Genomic DNA, 17,479 nt, shown 5'->3' with positions numbered 1-17,479 from the left:
CCATCTCCGGCACTGCCAGGCTGTACTTGCCACCTTGCTCGACGAGCTGCTCGAGAACGGCGAGGCGCATGAGGGTGAGCCTGACCCGGTGCTTGTCGTGTCGGCGGGCAAGGGCAGTGGCGATCGCTGCCTCGGTACGCGGCACGCCGTCGCCGAGCAGCACCAGCAGGTCAGGTGTGACCCGCGCGATCGCGGCATCGATGTCGGCGGCAGACCAGAGACGAGGCGCCATGTGATGGCCCGGTTGGTGGTACTTGTCGGCAGGTGGGAAGGCGCCGCCCTTGGTTGCAAGGTGGTAGCGCGCCGGCGGAGCGGCGAAACCACTTAGCGCTTAAGTGCTCGAAAGATGGTGCTGCTGACTGGAATCGAACCAGCGACCTCGTCCTTACCAAGGACGCGCTCTACCGACTGAGCTACAGCAGCCTGCCGGATGTGGGGGCGAGAAAACCAGCCCGGGTGGACGGCGACGTCCGACCCGGCTATGGCGCCCCCGCGGCGCGGTGGTAAATGCCACACGCGTGCCCCTGATGCAAGGCGGTTTCGAGCGATGGGCGAGAATCGGAAGGATCGCGTTCGGCGACCCGCGGAGCGGGAGGATCGTGCGGCACGGCTCGCGGCGGCGATGCGCGAGAATCTGCGCCGGCGCAAGGAGCAGCAGCGGGCACGGGAAAACGCCCCGGCCGAAGGTAGCGGCGGCGAGCGTGCGCGGGACATTGAGGAACCGTGAGCGATCCCTTACAAGGGCGGCCGGCCCCCTGATAACGAGCGAGGTGCACGTCGATGGCGATCATGCCGGACCGGTGGATTCGCAAGATGGCCCTCGAGCACGGCATGATCGAGCCGTTCGTCGACCGGCAGACCCGCGAGGGTGTGATCTCCTACGGCCTCTCGTCCTATGGCTACGATGCGCGCGTGGCGCCCGAGTTCCGGATCTTCACCAACGTCGACAACGCACTGGTCGATCCCAAGAACTTCTCCGAGCGCAGCTTCGTCGAGCGCACCGGCGAGAGCTGCGTCATCCCGCCCAACAGCTTCGCCCTCGCCCGCACGGTCGAGTATTTCAGGATACCGCGCGACGTGCTCGTGATCTGCCTCGGCAAGAGCACCTATGCCCGCTGCGGCATGATCGTGAACGTGACCCCGCTCGAGCCCGAGTGGGAAGGGCACGTGACGCTCGAGATCTCGAACACGACACCTTTGCCCGCCCGGGTCTACGCCAACGAGGGCATCTGTCAGTTCCTGTTCCTCAAGGGCGAGGGCGAGCCCGAGGTCTCCTATGCCGACCGCAAGGGCAAGTACATGCGCCAGCGCGGCGTGACCCTGCCGAAGCTCTAGCCAGAAGGCTCCTGCACCCTCATGGACCGCATCCTCATCCGGGGCGGCGTGCCGCTCCGTGGCACCGTCGAGATCAGTGGCGCCAAGAATGCGGCGCTGCCGATCATGGCCGCGAGTCTGCTCACGAACGAGCCGCTGCAGCTCCACAACGTCCCGGATCTCGCCGACATCGCCTCGATGCAGCGCCTGCTGCAGCATCTGGGTGTCTCGGCGACCTATGTCGCGGGCGAGCCGGGCGGAATCGTGCTGCACGCGCCCGAGATCCTCTCCGACACCGCGCCCTACGATCTCGTGCGCAAGATGCGCGCCTCGGTCCTGGTGCTGGGCCCGCTCGTCGCCCGCACCGGGCAGGCGCGCGTCTCGCTGCCGGGCGGGTGCGCCATCGGCCCGCGCCCGATCGACCTCCACCTCATGGGCCTGGAGCGCCTGGGCGCGACCATCGAGCTGGTCGAGGGCTACGTCCAGGCACGCGCACCGCAGGGGCTGAAAGGAGCCGAGATCCGTCTGCCGCAGCCCTCGGTGGGGGCCACCGAGAACCTGATGATGGCGGCCGCCCTCGCCAAGGGCGCCACCGTCATCGCCGGCGCCGCCCGCGAGCCCGAGATCGTCGATCTCGCCGACTGCCTCAATGCCATGGGGGCGAAGATCACAGGGGCAGGGACCAGCTTCATCGAGATCGAGGGTGTGCCGGCGCTCCACGGTGCCGTGCACCGCATCATTCCGGACCGGATCGAGGCCGGCACCTATGCCATGGCGGCCGCCATCACCGGCGGCCGGATCGTGCTCGGGAACGCCAGGCTCGACTTCTTCGGCGCCGCCAAGGAAGTGCTCGAGGAGGCGGGCATGATGCTCGAGGAAACGGACGACGGCCTCGTCGCGGGCCTCGCCGATGGCGGGCTCAGGGGCACGGATGCCATGACACGGCCGTTCCCCGGCTTCGCCACGGACTTGCAGGCGCAGTTCATGGCCCTCATGTGTGTGGCGGACGGTGCCGCCATGATCACGGAGACCATCTTCGAGAACCGCTTCATGCACGTGCCGGAGCTCGCACGGCTGGGGGCCCGGATCAACGTGCACGGCGCTTCGGCGCTCGTGCGCGGGGTGAAGGAGCTGAAGGGTGCTCCGGTCATGGCGACCGATCTTCGTGCCTCGGTCTCCCTCGTTCTGGCCGGTCTCGCGGCCAAGGGACAGACCGAGATCAACCGCATCTACCACCTCGATCGGGGCTACGAGCGGCTCGAGGAGAAGCTCGGCGCCGTGGGTGCCCAGATCGAGCGGGTGCCGTGAAGGAGGGCCCGTGTTGAGCGAGAAGCTGCGGCTCAAGGCCACGGATGCCGAAGACCTGGCGGTGATCGCCGCCTGTCTGCAGGACGCTCGCGTCTGCCTCAAGGAGATGGTGTTCCAGCCGGAAGAGCACCGCTTCGCTGCCGCCTTCACGCGCTACCGACGCGAGCGGCAGAAGGACTGGTCCTCGTGCGAGGGCCTCACCGAGTGCCTGGCGGCCGTCGTGTTCGACGACATCGCCGAGGTCAAGTATCGTGGCCTCGACGGCTCGCAGCTCGACAAGGAGATGACCCTTCTCACCATCGCCACCGAACCGGGCCGGGAACATCTGATCCACATCGACCTCGTCTTCGAGGGCGACGTGCAGATCCAGCTTCGCACCGACCGGATCTCCTGCCGGCTCGACGATTTCGGCGAGCCCCGGCCCTGCCGGGTGACGCCGTGCGATCATCTGGGCGAGGGCTGGATCCGGAGCGCTCCCGCATGATGCTGCTCGATCAGAAGCAAGCCGGGTTCGCCGATGCCTTCAGGGCGCTGGTCGAGGGCCGGCGCGAGGAGACGGCCGACGTTCGTGCCGTCGTCGCCGAGATCATCGCCGCCGTGCGCGCCGAAGGCGATGCGGCCGTCCTGCGCTTCACCGAGCGCTTCGACCGGCTGAAGCTCGCCGCCGGAGGCTTGCGCTTCTCGGCTCAAGAGCTCGCGGCCGCCCGTGCCGCGTGCAGCCCTGCGGCCCTCGATGCGCTCGGGCTCGCGGCCGAGCGCATCCGGGCGTTCCACGAGCGGCAGCTCCCGCAGGACGATGCCTACGTCGATGCCCGAGGCGTGACGCTGGGCCTGCGCTGGCGGCCGATCGATGCCGTCGGCCTCTACGTTCCGGGCGGGACCGCCGCCTATCCGAGCTCGGTCCTGATGAACGCGATCCCGGCTCGGGTCGCGGGCGTGCAGCGGCTCGTCATGGTCGTCCCGACCCCGGATGGTGCCGTCAACCCGCTGGTGCTCGCGGCCGCCGGGATCGCGGGTGTCGACGAGATCTACCGCATCGGGGGTGCGCAGGCCGTAGCGGCGCTGGCCTACGGCACGGCGGCCATCGCCCCGGTCGACAAGATCGTGGGCCCCGGCAACGCCTATGTCGCCGAGGCCAAGCGGCAGGTGTTCGGCCGCGTCGGCATCGACATGATCGCCGGCCCTTCCGAGGTCGTGGTCGTGGCCGAGCCCGTGGCCGATCCGGCCTGGATCGCGGCCGATCTGCTCTCGCAGGCCGAACACGACGAGAAGGCTCAGGCCATCCTGATCACCGACGATCGCATCTTCGCCGAGCGCGTCGCCGCTGCCGTCGAGGCACAGCTCGCCGCGCTCGAGCGCGGCTCAATCGCGCGGGCGAGCTGGCAGGCGCACGGGGCGATCATCGTCGTGAACCGGCTGGACGAGGCCGACCGCCTGGTCGATGCCCTGGCACCCGAGCATCTCGAGCTGATCGGCCCCCGTGCGGAGGCGCTCGCCGCCACGATCCGCCATGCCGGGGCCATCTTCATGGGCGCCTTTACGCCCGAGGTGATCGGTGATTATGTCGGCGGACCCAACCACGTGCTGCCGACCAGTCGGACGGCGCGCTTCGCTTCGGGTCTGGCCGTGTACGACTTCCTCAAGCGAACCACGCTTCTGGGCTGCGATCCCGCGAGCTTCAGGGCGTTGGCGCCGGCGGCCGCCGTCCTCGCCCGTGCCGAGGGCCTCGAGGCGCACGCGCTCGCCGTCGAGCGCCGGCTCGGGGGCGAGGGGTGAGCGACCGGACCGACACGAGCGCTCGCATCGTCGCGATCGAGCTCGACCAGAAGAGCATCGTCCGCTGGAGCCCCGAGGTCGAGCACGAGCGCAACGTCGCGATCTTCGACCTGCTCGAGGAGAACCGCTTCCGGCTTCTCGACGGCTTTTCCGGCCCCTACCGCATCGTCCTCTCCTTGCGGGATTCCAACCTCGTCATGGACGTCCGCAGGGAGGAGGGGGAGGAGAGCGCCGAGATCGTGCTCGCCGTCCGGCCTTTCCGGCGGGTGATCAAGGACTACTTCCTGATCTGCGACAGCTACTTCCAGGCCATCAAGGGAGCTCCCCCCTCACGGATCGAGGCGATCGACATGGCGCGGCGCGGCCTGCACAACGAAGGCTCCGACCTGCTGCGCGATGCGCTGCAGGGGCGGGTCGAGCTCGACCACGACACCGCGCGCCGCCTGTTCACCCTCGTCTGCGTCCTGCACATCCGCGGCTGATGCGAGAGCTGCCCGGCAGCGTCTTGTTCGCCTGCACCTACAACGCCATCCGCTCGCCGATGGCCGAGGCGATCATGCGCTACCTGCACGGCCGACAGGTCTATGTGCAGAGTGCCGGCGTGCGGGCGGGCGATCTCGATCCTTTCATGGTGGTGGCGATGGACGAGATCGGCATCGATCTCTCGCGCCACCGTCCCAAGAGCTTCGACGACCTCGACGACGACTATTTCGACATCGTCGTCTCCCTCTCGCCCGAGGCCCAGCACCGCGCGGTCGAACTCACCCGCAACAGCCATTGCGAGATCGAGTTCTGGCACATGCCCGACCCCAGCCTGGTCGACGGTTCGCGCGAGACCAAGCTCGACGCCTACCGGGCGCTGCGCGATCTCCTTTTGCGCCGGATCCGCGAGCGCTTTCCGGTCGAGGGCTCGCCCCAGCTCTGACGAGCCCGCCCGCTCCGCTCCTCAGACGAGGCGCTTCGTCGTGATGAACACGTCCGGCATCTCGGGATCGCGCCGCCGCGTGAAGCCCAGACGCTCGGCCAGCCGCAGCATCCCCTCGTTCTCGGCGAGAACGCTGCCCCAGACCTCCTCGATGCCGCGTGAGCGCGCATAGTCCAGGATCCGCTCGAAGCAGATTCGTCCGAGGCCCAGGCCCTGCTGGTCCGAGCGGATCGTGACCGAATACTCCGCCCGGCGGTTGTCGGCGTCGGCCGCGATCCGGGCACCGCCCAGGAGCACGTCCGGATGCTCGGGATCGACCGCCACCAGCACCATCTCGCGGTCGTAGTCGATCTGGGTGAGGCGGGCGGCGAACTCGTCCGAGATCTCGCGCACCGACGAGAACAGCCGGCGCCGCCGGTCCTCGGGTGTGAGCGCTTCGAACAGCGCCTTCAGCGCCGGCGCGTCTTCGGGTCGGATCGGGCGCAGCCGGATCAACCGGCCGTCGCGTAAACGCGCGGTCTGCTCGAGCTCGCGCGGGTAGGGTCGGACGGCGAGCCGGGCATTGGGGTCGGTGCCGGGCGGAACCGGAGCGAGGTCGATATGGGCGTCGAGCACGACCAGCCGGTCGCGGCTGATCAGGAGCGGATCGATCGCGACCCGGCGCACGGTCGGAAGATCGACCACGAGCTGCGACAGGCGCACGAGGGTCTCGACCACGCGTTCGATCAGCATCCCGCCGTTGGGCTGGCGCACGAGGAACCGGCCGATGCCGGTCTCGTCCAGCATGGCATGGGCCAGGGTCGAATCGAGCGGCGGCAGGAGATAGGCGAGCTCGCCGCTGGTGGGGCCGAGCGCCGCGTGGCCCAGCACGATCACCGGCCCGAAGGTCGGATCGAGCTCCATGCCGATATAGAGCTCGATCGGGAACAGCGAGCGCTCCATGCGCTGGACGAGCAGCCCCTCGATCCGGACGTCGGGCGCCACCCGCCGGACCTGGTCCAGCATCTGCTGTCCGCGGCGGAGCAGCGCGGACTCGTTCGCGATGTCGAGCGCCACGCCGCCGGCGGCGCTCTTCTGCGGCAGCCTGGCGCTCACGATCTTGAGCGCCACCGGATAGCCGATCTCGTTGGCGGCCTTCACGGCCGCCCCGAGATCGGGGGCGAGCCGGGTGGGAGCGCCGGCGATGCCGTAGGCCTCCAGCACCGACATGGCCTCGGCCTCGTTGAGCGAGCGGCGTTCGGCCGCGAGCGCCCGGCTCACGACCCGCTCCGCCTCGGCCTGGCCGTTCTCGAGATCCTCCGGCCGCGAGGACGGAGTCTGGCGCAAGACGAACTGCCGCCGCTCGTACTGCACACGGTACAGAAAGGCGCGCACCGCCGGCTCCGGTGCGGTGAAGTGCGGGATCGCCGCCGCCTCGAAAGCGCCCCGCGCCTTCTCCATGCTGCGCTCGCCGAGCCAGGCCGCGATCACCGGCCGCTGCGTGCTGCGCGGCTTCTTGCGATCCGCCCGCGCGGCCACGGCTCTCGCCACCTCCTCCGGGTCGATGCCGGGAGCGGGCGCATGGATCACGAGCACCGTGTCGATGCCGGGCATCTCGAGCAGCACGTCGAGGGCCGCCTCGTAGGTGCGGGCGTCCGCCTCGAGCCCGAGATCGATCGAGCTCGCGAGCGAGGCGGTGTGGCCTACCGCACGGGTGATGTCGGTATAGATCCGAGCCGTCGGCCGGACGAGCACGCCGCCGCCCTTCAGGAGGGTGTCGGCGGCGAGCTCGGCCGGAGCATGGCCGTTGGTCAGGATCGCCATCCGGCCGTTGCGCAGCCCGTGGACCTGGCGCACGGCGTTGGCGAGACGGCCGGCGGCCGCGAACAGCTCCTCGATGGTCTCGACCCGGACGATGCCGGCTCGGGCGAAGGCGGCATCGTAGACCCGGTCGCGATGCAGCCGGATGCCGGCCGAACGTTCCTGCGAGGCGGCGATGCCGACCTGGCGCCCCGCCTTGATCACCACGACCGGCTTGACGCGCGCGGCCGCACGCGCCGCCGACATGAAACGGCGGGCGTCGGCGATGCCCTCGAGATGGATCAGGATCGCGCGCGTGGTCGTGTCGAGGGCGAGATAGTCGAGGATATCGCCGAGCTCGACGTCGGTGCTGTCGCCGAGCGAGACGATGCTCGAGAATCCCAGTCGGCGCACCGCCGCCCACTCGAGCATCGAGGTGGCGATCGAATCCGACTGGGTGACGAAGGCGAGATCGCCTGAAAGCGGCATGGCAGCGGCCGAGCCGGCGTTCAGGCGCCGGCTCGGGACGATGAGGCCGATCCGGTCCGGCCCGATCACCCGGATGTCGAGTGTTCGCGCCGCGGCGAGCACGGCCTGCTGGGCTTCGGGCGGGAGCGCCCACGGTCCAAAGCCGCCGCCGATGATGACGGCCGCCCGGCAGCCCGCAGCCGCCAGCTCGTGCAGGAGACGCTCCGGCTCGGACTGCGGCAGGCAGATCACGGCGAGCCAGTGCCCGCCGGGCGGCAGCTCGGACAGATGCCCGATCCGCGCCTTCTCGGGTGCCCGCCCGGTGCTGCGCAGCGCCAGCACCGGGCGCTCGAAGCCGGCCTCCCAGAGATTGGCCTCGGCGGTGAGCGCCCAGGGTGCGACGGGCCCCTCCGGGCCGACCCACACGACCCGCTCGGGCTCGAACAGATGACGCAGGCTGCGTACGGTCAAGGCATCATTCCCTGGCTCGCCGGTGGTCTCCGGCACGCCTTCCCGATCCAGGGCAACCTCTTGCGTCGTGCCGGCGATGCGTGTCGGCCGATGACGACGACGTCCACGCCGACGGCTTCGGGCGGACGGGGCAAGGAATAGCCGCTCGCACGGCGTGCCGGTAGGTCCAAAAATGGCGCGCTCGACTTGTTCCGGGGCGGCGGGGCGGCGATGGCAGGCATCCTTTTTGACACCCCGCGGGTCGGGCTCTATCGTTCCTGCTCATAAGCAGCCATGCGGCGGCTTGGGCCGGAGGCATCGAGGACCGGTTCCGGACGGCGCATGTCGCTGGACACGCAAAAGCGGTCGCGTTGCGGCATGAGGTCGTTCCTTGAGCCTCCAGGCTGGAGGTTGAGCGGCTATCATATGTCTGCAGCGGGACGAACGAGGATTAGGGAGCGCATGAGGATGAGGGACAACGGACGAGAGGGGCGGATGCATCCGCTCGTGGATCTGGCGCGACGGCAGCTCGCCGAGCGCAAGAGCGACCGGCGCGAGTTCCTGCGCACGGTGACGCTGCTCGGCGTGTCGGCGACGGCTGCCTACGCCATGGCCGGCGAGATCCTGGGCGAGAAGATCCTGCCGCCGGCGCTCGCTGCCGACGAGAAGCCGAAGATGGGCGGAATCCTGCGGGTCTCCATGGGCATCCAGGAGATGGCCGATCCGGCGCTGTTCGACTGGACCGAGAAGTCGAACCAGTCGCGCCACATCGTCGAATATCTCACCTATACCGGGCCCGACAACGTCACGCGTCCCTATCTCGCCGAGCGCTGGGAGGTCTCCGACGACCTCAAGACCTGGACGTTCTACCTGCGCAAGAACGTGAAGTGGAACAACGGTGACGATTTCGGCGCCGATGACGTAATCTTCAATTTCAAGCGCTGGCTCGACCCCAAGACCGGCTCGTCCAACATCGGCCTGTTCAGCGGCCTCACCGAGGAATACGACACCGGCGAGAAGAACGCCGACGGCACGCCGAAGATGGGCAGCCGCGAACGTCCGGGAGCCATCGAGCGGGTCGACGACCACACGGTCCGGCTCCACTTCTCGAAGCCGATCCTGTCGGTGCCCGAGAACCTCTACAACTACCCGACCGCGATCCTGCACCGCGACTTCGAGAAGCACGGCAAGGATCTCTCGAAGTGGCCGGTCGGCACCGGGCCCTACACCCTGGCCGACTTCGCCGTGGGCCAGAAGTGCATCCTGAAGCGGACCGGGATGCCCTACTGGGGCAAGGACATCGACGACCCCTACATGTTCGGCCCGATCTATCTCGACGAGATCCACTACTACGACCACGGCTCGGCTTCCGCAGCCCAGCTCGCGGCCTTCGCCTCGGGCCAGGTCGACGCGATCTACGAGTTCGACATCGCCTCCTACGAGATGGCGTCCTCGATCCCGAACGCGAAGATCTACGAGGCGCAGACGGCGCAGACCGGTGTCATGCGCATGAAGGTGACGGAGAAGCCTTTCACCGACCACCGTGTGCGCCGGGCGATCCAGCTCTGCTGCGACGCCTCCGTCTACCCGCAGCTCGTCTACCAGGGCCGCGGCGCGGAGGGCGAGCATCACCACGTGGCCCCGATTCATCCCGAATATTTCCCGCTGCCGAAGCTGAAGCGGGACGTGGCCCAGGCGAAGAAGCTCCTCGCCGAGGCCGGCTACAAGGACGGGCTCGAGCTCACGATCGACTGCGGCAACACCAACGGCCCCTGGCAGCAGCAGGTGTGCGAGATCTTCCAAGGTCAGCTCGCCGAGGCCGGCATCAAGCTCAACATCAACCTGATGCCGACCGAGCAGTACTGGGCTATCTGGGACAAGACCCCGTTCGGCATCACTGCCTGGACTCACCGTCCGCTCGGCACGATGGTGCTCTCGGTCGGTTACCGCACCGGCGTGCCCTGGAACGAGACCAGCTTCGCGAGCAAGGAGTTCGACGCCGCCCTCGATGAGGCCGAATCCCACGTCGACGTCGAGAAGCGCCGGGCCGCCATGGAGAAGGTCGAGAAGATCCTCCAGGACGCCGCCGTCATCGTGCAGCCCCTGTGGCAGCCCAAGTTCTTCATCGCCTCGGAGAAGGTGCACGGCATGACCGCGCATCCGACCCAGTACCACCAGTTCCACAAGGTCTGGATCGAAGCCTGACGCCCGACGGCGGGCCCGGAAACCCGGGCCCGCTTCCTCCCACCGCCAGACCCGAGGTCCGATGCTCCTTCTCGCCGCCCGCCGCTTCGCCTCGATGCTGCTGATCATGGCGGTGATCTCGTTCGTTCTGTTCCTGATCTTCGAGACCGACAAGCTGGGCGTGGCGGGAAAGGTGCTCGGGCCCTACTCGTCGGTGCAGCAGCGCGAGCTCTGGCTTGAGCAGAACGGCTACAACCGTCCGTTCCTGGTCCGCTATGCGGAGTGGGTCGGCCATGCGCTCCAAGGCGATTTCGGCCAGTCCGTCCGCTTCAAGACGCCCGTGAACGTGCTTTTGTGGGACCGGCTCGCGAACACCGGGCTCCTCGCTTTATGCGTGTTCGCGATCATGATCCCGCTCTCGCTGCTTTTGGGCGTGCTCGCCGGGATGCGCGAGGGCTCGATCCTGGATCGGATCATCTCCTTCGTCTCGATCGTCACGACCTCCGTGCCCGAGTTCGCCTCGGCCACTTTCCTCGTGGCGCTGTTCGTCTTCAAGCTGCGCTGGCTGCCGGGCACCTCGTCGATGACGGGCGGCTTCCACTGGATCGAGATGGTTCTGCCGGTGACGGTCCTCGTCCTCTACGATTTCGGCTATGTTGCCCGCATGACCCGGGCCTCGATGGCCGAGGTGATGACCTCGCAATATATCCGCACCGCCATCCTGAAGGGCCTGCCCCGGCGGCGGGTGATCGTGACCCACGCGCTCCGGAACGCGCTGATCGCACCCTTCACCGTCATCGTGTTGCAGCTCAACTGGCTGCTCTCGGGTGTGATCGTGGTCGAGGTGTTCTTCGCCTACAAAGGGTTCGGCAAGCTGATCTACGACGCCGCCACCTTCGGCGACATCTACCTCATCGAGGCCTGCACGCTCGTCGCCGTGTTCGTGGCCGTGTTCTCGCAGTTCGTCTCGGATCTCGGCTACATGCTGCTCAACCCGCGCATCAGGTTCCGCTAGACGATGGCGACCCTCACCCGCACCGATGTCCCGGCCGCACCCTCGCGGCTCCGCTCCCTCTTCGGAGCGCTCGGCCTTCTGCGCGAGAGCCCGGTCGCGATGATCGGTGCTGCCATCGTGCTGGCCTGGGTGATCGTGGCGCTGATAGCACCCCTCCTGCCGCTGCACGACCCGAACCAGGCGATCGCCCCTTTCAAGTTCCCGGGCGCCGTCGGACCCAAAGGGGACGTGTTCTGGCTCGGCACCGATCACAAAGGGCGCGACGTCCTCTCCCGTCTGATCTGGGGCTCGCAGCGCGTCCTCGTCTGGGCTACGCTCGCCACCGCCGTGGCCTATGTCGTCGGCATGCTGATGGGGGTCGTCGCCGGCTATCGCGGCGGCTGGTGGGACGAGGCGATCTCGTTCGTCGCCAACGTGCTGCTCTCGTTCCCGGTAATGGTGCTCTACCTCGTCATTATCAGCCGGCTCGGCTCGTCCGGGGCCAACATCGTTCTCGCCGTCACTTTCGCCTCCGCCCCCGGTATCATGCGGATCGTGCGCGGCCTCGTCCTCGACCTCAAGACCAGGGACTATGTCCACGCCGCGCAGACGCGAGGCGAGTCCTCTTGGTACATCATGCTCGTGGAGCTCCTGCCGAACGCGCGCGGGCCTTTGATCGTCGATGCGTGCCTTCGGCTCGGCTACACCACGATCACCATCGCCACCCTGGGCTTTTTGGGCCTGGGCCTGCCACCGCCCGATCCGGACTGGGGGCAGATGATCGCCGAGGCCGTGCCGGTCGGCGTGTTCGCGGCGCATGCGATGGTGGTGCCCGCACTCGCCGTGTCGTCGCTCGTGCTCGGATTCAACCTGCTCGCGGACGGCTTGCGCGAGATCTCGCTGAAGGACTGACGCGATGGCCGAGCCCGTCCAGCCGATCCTCGAGTGTGAGGATCTTTCGATCTCCTATCTCACGCGTCAGGGCGAGATCCCGGCCGTGGTCGACTTCAACTTGCGGGTCATGCCGGGCGAGGCGGTGGGGCTCGTCGGCGAATCGGGCTGCGGCAAGTCGACCGTGGCGCTCGCCATCATGCGCTATCTCGGCCGCAACGGCCGGATCGCCAAAGGTGCGATCCGCTTCATGGGCCGCGACATGGCCGGGATGAGCGAGGAGGAGCTGCGCCAGCTCCGGGGCTCCAAGATCGCCATGGTCTACCAGGAGCCGATGGCGTCCTTGAACCCGTCGCTCACCATCGGCCGCCAGCTCGTGGAGGTCCCGCTCTACCACGAGAAGGTGAGCCAGGCCGAGGCGAGGCAGCGGGCGGTGCGGATGCTGGCCGCGGTCAAGCTCCCGGATCCGCAGCGGATCATGGCCGCCTACCCGCACCAGATCTCGGGCGGCCAGCAGCAGCGCGTCGTGATCGCCATGGCGCTGCTCTCGAACCCCTCGCTCCTGATCCTGGACGAGCCCACCACGGCGCTGGACGTCACCGTCGAGGCCGGCATCGTCGAGCTCATCAAGGAGATCTCGGCGCGCTTCGGCACCTCGATGCTCTATATCTCGCACAATCTCGGCCTGATCCAGGAGACCTGCGATCGGATCACCGTCATGTACTCGGGCGAGGCCGCCGAGGTCGGCAGCGTGCGCGAGGTGTTCGAGCGGATGCGCCACCCCTACACGCGCGGCCTGTTCAGCTCGATCCCGCTGCCGGGTGCCGACAAGAACACCCGCCCGCTCGTTCCCATTCCGGGCCAGCTCCCGCTGCCGCACGAGCGGCCGAAAGGCTGCTGGTTCGGCCCGCGCTGCGCCTTCTTCGTCGAGGCGAAATGCGGCCACGGCCGCGTGGCGATGGAGACCGTCGATCCCCTGACCGGCCATGCCGCCCGCTGCCGCCGCTGGGACGAGATCGATTGGGAAGCGGCGAAGCCGCCCGTGCGCGCGGCGGAGCCGGCACCTCTCGGCCCCGTCGTCGTCGAGGTGGACAGGCTCAAGAAATATTACGAGCTCGGCAGCGTTTCGCTCCTGGGCCTCGTCCGCGGCCGGACGGTGCGGACCGTGAAGGCCAACGAGCAGCTCGACTTCGCCGCCCGCGAGGCCGAGACCGTGGCGATCGTGGGCGAATCGGGCTGCGGCAAGTCGACCTTCGCCAAGGTCGTGATGGGCCTCGAGACCGCGACCGACGGTGAGATCCGCCTGAACGGCACGGACATCGCGAAGCTACCGGTGCAGGACCGTCCGCCCGAGACCATCCGCACCCTGCAGATGGTGTTCCAGAACCCGTTCGACACGCTGAACCCGAGCCACACCGTGGGCGGACAGATCGCCCGCGTCGTGCGGCGCTTCGGCGGCGAGAGCGATCCCGCGAGGATCCGCGAGCGCGTGTTCGAGCTCCTGGACCTCGTCAAGCTGCCGCGCGCTTTCTACTGGCGCCGGCCGCGCCAGCTCTCCGGCGGTCAGAAGCAGCGGGTCGGCATCGCCCGCGCCTTCGCCGGAGCGCCCAAGGTCGTGGTCGCGGACGAGCCGGTCTCGGCGCTCGACGTCTCGGTCCAGGCGGCCGTGACCCAGCTCCTGACGGAGATCCAGCGCGAGAAACGCACGACGCTTCTCTTCATCAGCCACGACCTCTCGCTCGTGCGCTACCTCGCCGACCGGGTCGTGGTGATGTATCTCGGCCAGATCATGGAGCAGGGCACCACCGACGAGGTGTTCAACCCGCCCTACCATCCTTATACCGAGGCCCTGCTCTCGGCCGTGCCGATCGCGGATACCCGGATCAGGAAGAAGCACATCGTCCTCGAAGGCGAGATCCCCTCGGCCCTGCGCCCGCCACCGGGCTGCCCGTTCCAGACCCGCTGCCACCGCAAGCTCGGCAAGATCTGCGAGACCGAGCCTCCGCCACGCCGCGAATTCGCTCCCGGCCACACCATCCTCTGCCACATCGCCCCCGAGAAGCTCGCAGCGATGGATCCGGTCATCGTCGCCGCGCCCGAGGCGCGCCACGCGGCCGAGTAGCTTCGCCCTTTTGGCGGGCAGCGGCTGCGACCCGTTTGCCCGATGGAGTTGACCGCAGCGGCGGGGCGTTCTTAGCTGGTGGGCAGACTCGGCCAAGAGCAGCACCACCGGGAGGGTGCAGGATGAGGGAGATGCTTGCCCGCTCGATCGATGCGATGCATCGCACGATCGTGGACCGTGCCGCCGAGCTCGATGCGCTCGACGAGGCGATCGGCGATGGCGATCACGGGACCAACCTCGCGAAGGGCTTCGCGGCTGTCGCAGCGCAGCGCGACGAGATCGCGGGCATGCCTTTGCGCACCGCCCTCGAGCGGATCGGCTACCTGCTCGAGACCGAGGCGGGTGGGGCAGGGGGTGCTTTCTACGGCGCCCTCTTCACCGGCATGGGCCGGGCGACGCCCGCCGGTCCGGTCGGCCCGACCGAGCTCGCGGCCATGCTCCGGGCGGGCGTCGCCGCGGTCGAGAGGAAGGGTGACGCGCGCAAGGGCGAGAAGACGCTGCTCGACGTGCTGATCCCGGTGGCGCAGGCCCTCGAGAGCCTTCTCGCCGAAGGCCGGACCGATCAGCTCGGCGCCCGCGTCCTGGCGGCGGCGGCGCACGGCCTGCACGCCACCACCCACATGGTGGCGAAGCACGGGCTCGCCGCCGATCTGGGTGTTGCCAGCGTCAACCGGCTCGATCCCGGTGCTTGCTCCTGTGCGCTCCTGATCGGTGCCGTGGTGGGCGCCCTCGAGGACGAGCGGAAGGCCGCCTGAGAGTCCCGCCGGACTCGCGCAGGCTCACCTTCGCGTGGGCAACGGCCGGCGGGCCGGAGCAGGACGGTCCGCCGCCTTGCCCGCTTGCCGGATTGCCGCTAACCCCCTCGCGTCGGACCGTCTCGTTGGCCCGCGTCGAGGGATCTTCATGACCAATCCCGTCATCAGCCGCGTCGCCGATGCCCGCGGCTTCCTCAGCCAGCTCTGGCGGCTGACGGCGCCCTACTGGTGGTCCGAGGAGCGCTGGCTCGCCCGCGGGCTCCTCGCCGTCATCATCGGGATGAGCGTCTTTCTCGTGTGGCTCTCCAAGCTGCTCAACGACTGGAACCGGGCGTTCTTCGACGCGCTGCAGAACAAGGATGCGGCGAGCTTCTGGAAGCTCCTGATCTCCTTCGAGAGCCTCTCCGACTTCTTCTTCTCGTTCACGGGCCTCGTGTTCATCTACATCGTCGTCGCCGTCTACCGGATGTGGCTGCGCCAGTATCTCACGATCCGCTGGCGCCGCTGGCTCACCCACGTCTATTTCGGCGACTGGCTCGCGGATCGCACCTACTACCGCATGGAACTGACGGGCCACGGCACCGACAACCCCGAGCAGCGGATCGAGTACGACATCAACGTCTTCACGACCCAGACGCTCGCGATCGTGCTCGGCCTCTTGAGCGAACTCATGACCCTCGGCACCTTCACCTTCGTTCTGTGGCAGCTCTCCGGCAGCCTGACGCTGGACTTTCTGGGTGGGCTCGAGGTGCCCGGCTACATGGTCTGGGTGGCGCTGCTCTACGCCATCGCCGGCTCCTGGGCGACGTGGGCCATCGGCAAGCGGCTGGTCAGCATCAATTTCAACCTCGAGCGTTACAACGCCGACTTCCGCTACCGTCTGATCCGTGTGCGCGAGAATGCCGAGAGCATAGCGCTCTACAAGGGCGAGCCCGACGAGGCGCGCCGGCTCTCGGACGCTTTCCAACGCATCTACGATCTGTTCTGGGATTATATGCGGGTCTATAAGCGGCTCACTTGGCTCAACGTGTTCTACAGCCAGGTCGCGAGCGTCTTCCCGATCGTCGTGCAGGCTCCACGCTACTTCAGGGGCGAGATCTCGCTCGGCGTGATGACCCAGACGGCCGGCGCCTTCGCCCAGGTGCAGGGCTCGCTCTCCTGGTTCGTCGACTCGTTCGCGAACCTCGCCGACTGGAAGGCCGTCGTCGACCGACTCACCACCTTCGCCAACACCATGGCGGCGACGAAGGAAGCCCAGGCCAGGGAGCACGGCTTCGACGTCGCTCCAGCGGACCACCCGGCGCTGACACTTGAGGACGTCGAGGTGGCACTCCCCGACGGCCGCGTGCTCCTGTCGGACCTCGATCTCGTGGTCGAGCCCGGCCAGCGGCTCGTCATCCAGGGGCCCTCGGGCAGCGGCAAGACCACGCTCTTTCGCGTGCTCTCGGGCCTGTGGCCCTTCGGCAAGGGCATCCTCCGCGTGCCCAAGGGGGCGAAGGTGCTGTTCCTGCCCCAGAAGCCCTACATCCCGATCGGCACGCTCAAGGAGGCGATCTGCTATCCCGACAAGCCCGATGCACACGGCGATGCGGAGGTGCGCGAGGCGCTGGTCTCGTGCAAGCTGGCGCATCTCGCCGGCCGCCTGGACGAGAGCGCCAACTGGTCGATGGTGCTCTCGCCGGGCGAGCAGCAGCGCCTCGCCTTCGCGCGCGTCCTCCTGGTCCGGCCGAACTGGCTCTTCCTCGACGAGGCGAGCTCGGCCCTCGACGAGACGACCGAGGCCCGAATGTACGAGCTGATCGAGGAACGGCTGCCCGGCACCACCATCGTCAGCATCGCCCACAAGCCGAGCGTGCTGCGCTTCCACGACCGCCGCCTCGTGATCGACCCCGCCACCCGCCGGGTCAGCGTGAGCGAGCTGGCGCCGGCGCCGGGCGAGTGAGGCCCCACCCTTGATCGCGCAGCGATCGAACTTCTCCCGCCTTCGGCGGGGAGGGGGTAGAAGCGCGCAGCCTGCCTCTTGTGTTCCCTCCCTCACGGGCCGTGAGGGAGGGATGGGGACTCTCAGAGCGACTTGATGTAGGCGATCAGGAAATCCTGCGCGGCCGGATCGGTGATGCTGACGTGCCGCATCCGCGTGCCGGGCACCAGTTTCTCGTTGTCGGCCATCCACTTCCTGAGATTGTCCTCGGTCCAGACCAGCCCCGAGCTCTTCAAGGCATCCGAATAGGCGAAGCGCGGCAGACTGCCCGCGGGCCGGCCAATCACGCCGCTGAGGCTGGGGCCGAAGGCGTTCTTCGCGGTATCGGGCGAGTGGCAGGTCATGCAGTTCTGGCGGAACATGACCTCGCCGGCCGCGATCCTGGCCTCTTCCAGGCTCTTCGCCGGATCGGCTGCGAGTGCCGGGGCCGCGAGGCCCAGGGCCAGAAGACAAGCGCCGAGCTTGTGGATCACCGTTCTTTCCCCGTCTCGTGGAGCCAGCGCCCGCCGGCCCGATCGGGGGATTATCCTCT

15 protein-coding genes and 1 tRNA gene are annotated in these 17,479 nt (G+C 68.3%); 13 read left to right on the top strand and 3 right to left on the bottom strand.

What is annotated here, in order from left to right:
• Positions 1-34 precede the first annotated feature (34 nt).
• Positions 35-328, top strand: coding sequence for a hypothetical protein (locus tag U1T56_RS00985; RefSeq protein WP_418157558.1), 294 nt, complete (start codon positions 35-37; stop codon positions 326-328).
• A gap of 19 nt (positions 329-347) precedes the next feature.
• Here the strand turns inward: U1T56_RS00985 and U1T56_RS00980 are convergent.
• Positions 348-423, bottom strand: a tRNA-Thr gene (locus U1T56_RS00980).
• Between the two features lie 357 nt (positions 424-780).
• Here U1T56_RS00980 and dcd point away from each other — a divergent pair.
• From dcd to U1T56_RS00950, 6 genes are read left to right on the top strand one after another with little or no spacing between them, the layout of a single operon-like run.
• On the top strand, positions 781-1,335 hold the full coding sequence (gene dcd / locus U1T56_RS00975; RefSeq protein WP_418157557.1) for a dCTP deaminase: 555 nt from the start codon (positions 781-783) through the stop codon (positions 1,333-1,335).
• A 21-nt stretch (positions 1,336-1,356) separates the two neighbouring features.
• The gene (murA, locus tag U1T56_RS00970; protein WP_418157556.1) at positions 1,357-2,622 is read left to right on the top strand and encodes a UDP-N-acetylglucosamine 1-carboxyvinyltransferase; all 1,266 of its coding nucleotides are present in this window, start codon (positions 1,357-1,359) and stop codon (positions 2,620-2,622) included.
• 13 nt (positions 2,623-2,635) lie between these two features.
• A complete protein-coding gene (locus tag U1T56_RS00965) occupies positions 2,636-3,106 on the top strand; it encodes a DUF2948 family protein (protein ID WP_418157555.1) in 471 nt (156 codons plus the stop codon).
• Positions 3,103-4,398 (top strand): histidinol dehydrogenase, encoded by a 1,296-nt coding sequence (hisD, locus tag U1T56_RS00960; protein WP_418157554.1) that lies wholly within the window; start codon positions 3,103-3,105, stop codon positions 4,396-4,398. Before U1T56_RS00965 ends, hisD begins: the two co-directional genes overlap by 4 nt.
• Entirely contained in the window at positions 4,395-4,880 is a 486-nt protein-coding gene (locus tag U1T56_RS00955) for a UPF0262 family protein (RefSeq protein WP_418157553.1), read from the top strand. The genes hisD and U1T56_RS00955 overlap by 4 nt, the downstream gene beginning before the upstream one ends.
• Entirely contained in the window at positions 4,880-5,323 is a 444-nt protein-coding gene (locus U1T56_RS00950; protein WP_418157552.1) for an arsenate-mycothiol transferase ArsC, read from the top strand. Before U1T56_RS00955 ends, U1T56_RS00950 begins: the two co-directional genes overlap by 1 nt.
• Positions 5,324-5,344: 21 nt before the next feature.
• Here U1T56_RS00950 and U1T56_RS00945 read toward each other — a convergent pair whose 3' ends face one another.
• Complete coding sequence (locus U1T56_RS00945) at positions 5,345-8,041, bottom strand: bifunctional acetate--CoA ligase family protein/GNAT family N-acetyltransferase (RefSeq protein ID WP_418157551.1); 2,697 nt, start codon at positions 8,039-8,041, stop codon at positions 5,345-5,347.
• Positions 8,042-8,515: 474 nt separating this feature from the next.
• On the opposite strand from U1T56_RS00945, the gene U1T56_RS00940 reads away from it, so the two are divergent.
• From U1T56_RS00940 to U1T56_RS00915, 6 genes are all read left to right on the top strand, one after another.
• On the top strand, positions 8,516-10,225 hold the full coding sequence (locus U1T56_RS00940) for an ABC transporter substrate-binding protein (protein WP_418157550.1): 1,710 nt from the start codon (positions 8,516-8,518) through the stop codon (positions 10,223-10,225).
• A gap of 61 nt (positions 10,226-10,286) precedes the next feature.
• Positions 10,287-11,219, top strand: a complete 933-nt coding sequence (locus tag U1T56_RS00935) for an ABC transporter permease (protein ID WP_418157549.1) — start codon at positions 10,287-10,289, stop codon at positions 11,217-11,219.
• Between the two features lie 3 nt (positions 11,220-11,222).
• The gene (locus tag U1T56_RS00930) at positions 11,223-12,110 is read left to right on the top strand and encodes an ABC transporter permease (protein ID WP_418157548.1); all 888 of its coding nucleotides are present in this window, start codon (positions 11,223-11,225) and stop codon (positions 12,108-12,110) included.
• Positions 12,111-12,114: 4 nt separating this feature from the next.
• A complete protein-coding gene (locus U1T56_RS00925) occupies positions 12,115-14,211 on the top strand; it encodes an ABC transporter ATP-binding protein (RefSeq protein WP_418157547.1) in 2,097 nt (698 codons plus the stop codon).
• A gap of 122 nt (positions 14,212-14,333) precedes the next feature.
• Positions 14,334-14,966 (top strand): dihydroxyacetone kinase subunit DhaL, encoded by a 633-nt coding sequence (gene dhaL / locus U1T56_RS00920; RefSeq protein WP_418157546.1) that lies wholly within the window; start codon positions 14,334-14,336, stop codon positions 14,964-14,966.
• 148 nt (positions 14,967-15,114) lie between these two features.
• Complete coding sequence (locus U1T56_RS00915) at positions 15,115-16,908, top strand: ABC transporter ATP-binding protein/permease (protein ID WP_418157545.1); 1,794 nt, start codon at positions 15,115-15,117, stop codon at positions 16,906-16,908.
• 122 nt (positions 16,909-17,030) lie between these two features.
• On the opposite strand, the gene U1T56_RS00910 is transcribed toward U1T56_RS00915, so the two are convergent.
• Positions 17,031-17,420 (bottom strand): c-type cytochrome, encoded by a 390-nt coding sequence (locus tag U1T56_RS00910; protein ID WP_418157544.1) that lies wholly within the window; start codon positions 17,418-17,420, stop codon positions 17,031-17,033.
• Positions 17,421-17,479: the final 59 nt, after the last annotated feature.

It is taken from the genome of Benzoatithermus flavus, from assembly GCF_037908215.1.
Classification (GTDB): Bacteria; Pseudomonadota; Alphaproteobacteria; order Geminicoccales; family Geminicoccaceae; genus Benzoatithermus; species Benzoatithermus flavus.
The sequence above is the reverse complement of the archived record's forward strand: the minus strand, read 5'-3'. Positions and strand labels throughout refer to the sequence as shown.

What these genes read in the sequence shown, in the direction of transcription:
- dhaL (WP_418157546.1), top strand. Translation starts at nt 14,334, where the DNA reads ATGAGGGAGATGCTTGCCCGCTCGATCGATGCGATGCATCGCACGATC.
- U1T56_RS00940 (WP_418157550.1), top strand. Translation starts at nt 8,516, where the DNA reads ATGCATCCGCTCGTGGATCTGGCGCGACGGCAGCTCGCCGAGCGCAAG.
- hisD (WP_418157554.1), top strand. Translation starts at nt 3,103, where the DNA reads ATGATGCTGCTCGATCAGAAGCAAGCCGGGTTCGCCGATGCCTTCAGG.
- U1T56_RS00950 (WP_418157552.1), top strand. Translation starts at nt 4,880, where the DNA reads ATGCGAGAGCTGCCCGGCAGCGTCTTGTTCGCCTGCACCTACAACGCC.
- U1T56_RS00915 (WP_418157545.1), top strand. Translation starts at nt 15,115, where the DNA reads ATGACCAATCCCGTCATCAGCCGCGTCGCCGATGCCCGCGGCTTCCTC.
- U1T56_RS00930 (WP_418157548.1), top strand. Translation starts at nt 11,223, where the DNA reads ATGGCGACCCTCACCCGCACCGATGTCCCGGCCGCACCCTCGCGGCTC.
- dcd (WP_418157557.1), top strand. Translation starts at nt 781, where the DNA reads ATGGCGATCATGCCGGACCGGTGGATTCGCAAGATGGCCCTCGAGCAC.
- U1T56_RS00935 (WP_418157549.1), top strand. Translation starts at nt 10,287, where the DNA reads ATGCTCCTTCTCGCCGCCCGCCGCTTCGCCTCGATGCTGCTGATCATG.
- murA (WP_418157556.1), top strand. Translation starts at nt 1,357, where the DNA reads ATGGACCGCATCCTCATCCGGGGCGGCGTGCCGCTCCGTGGCACCGTC.
- U1T56_RS00925 (WP_418157547.1), top strand. Translation starts at nt 12,115, where the DNA reads ATGGCCGAGCCCGTCCAGCCGATCCTCGAGTGTGAGGATCTTTCGATC.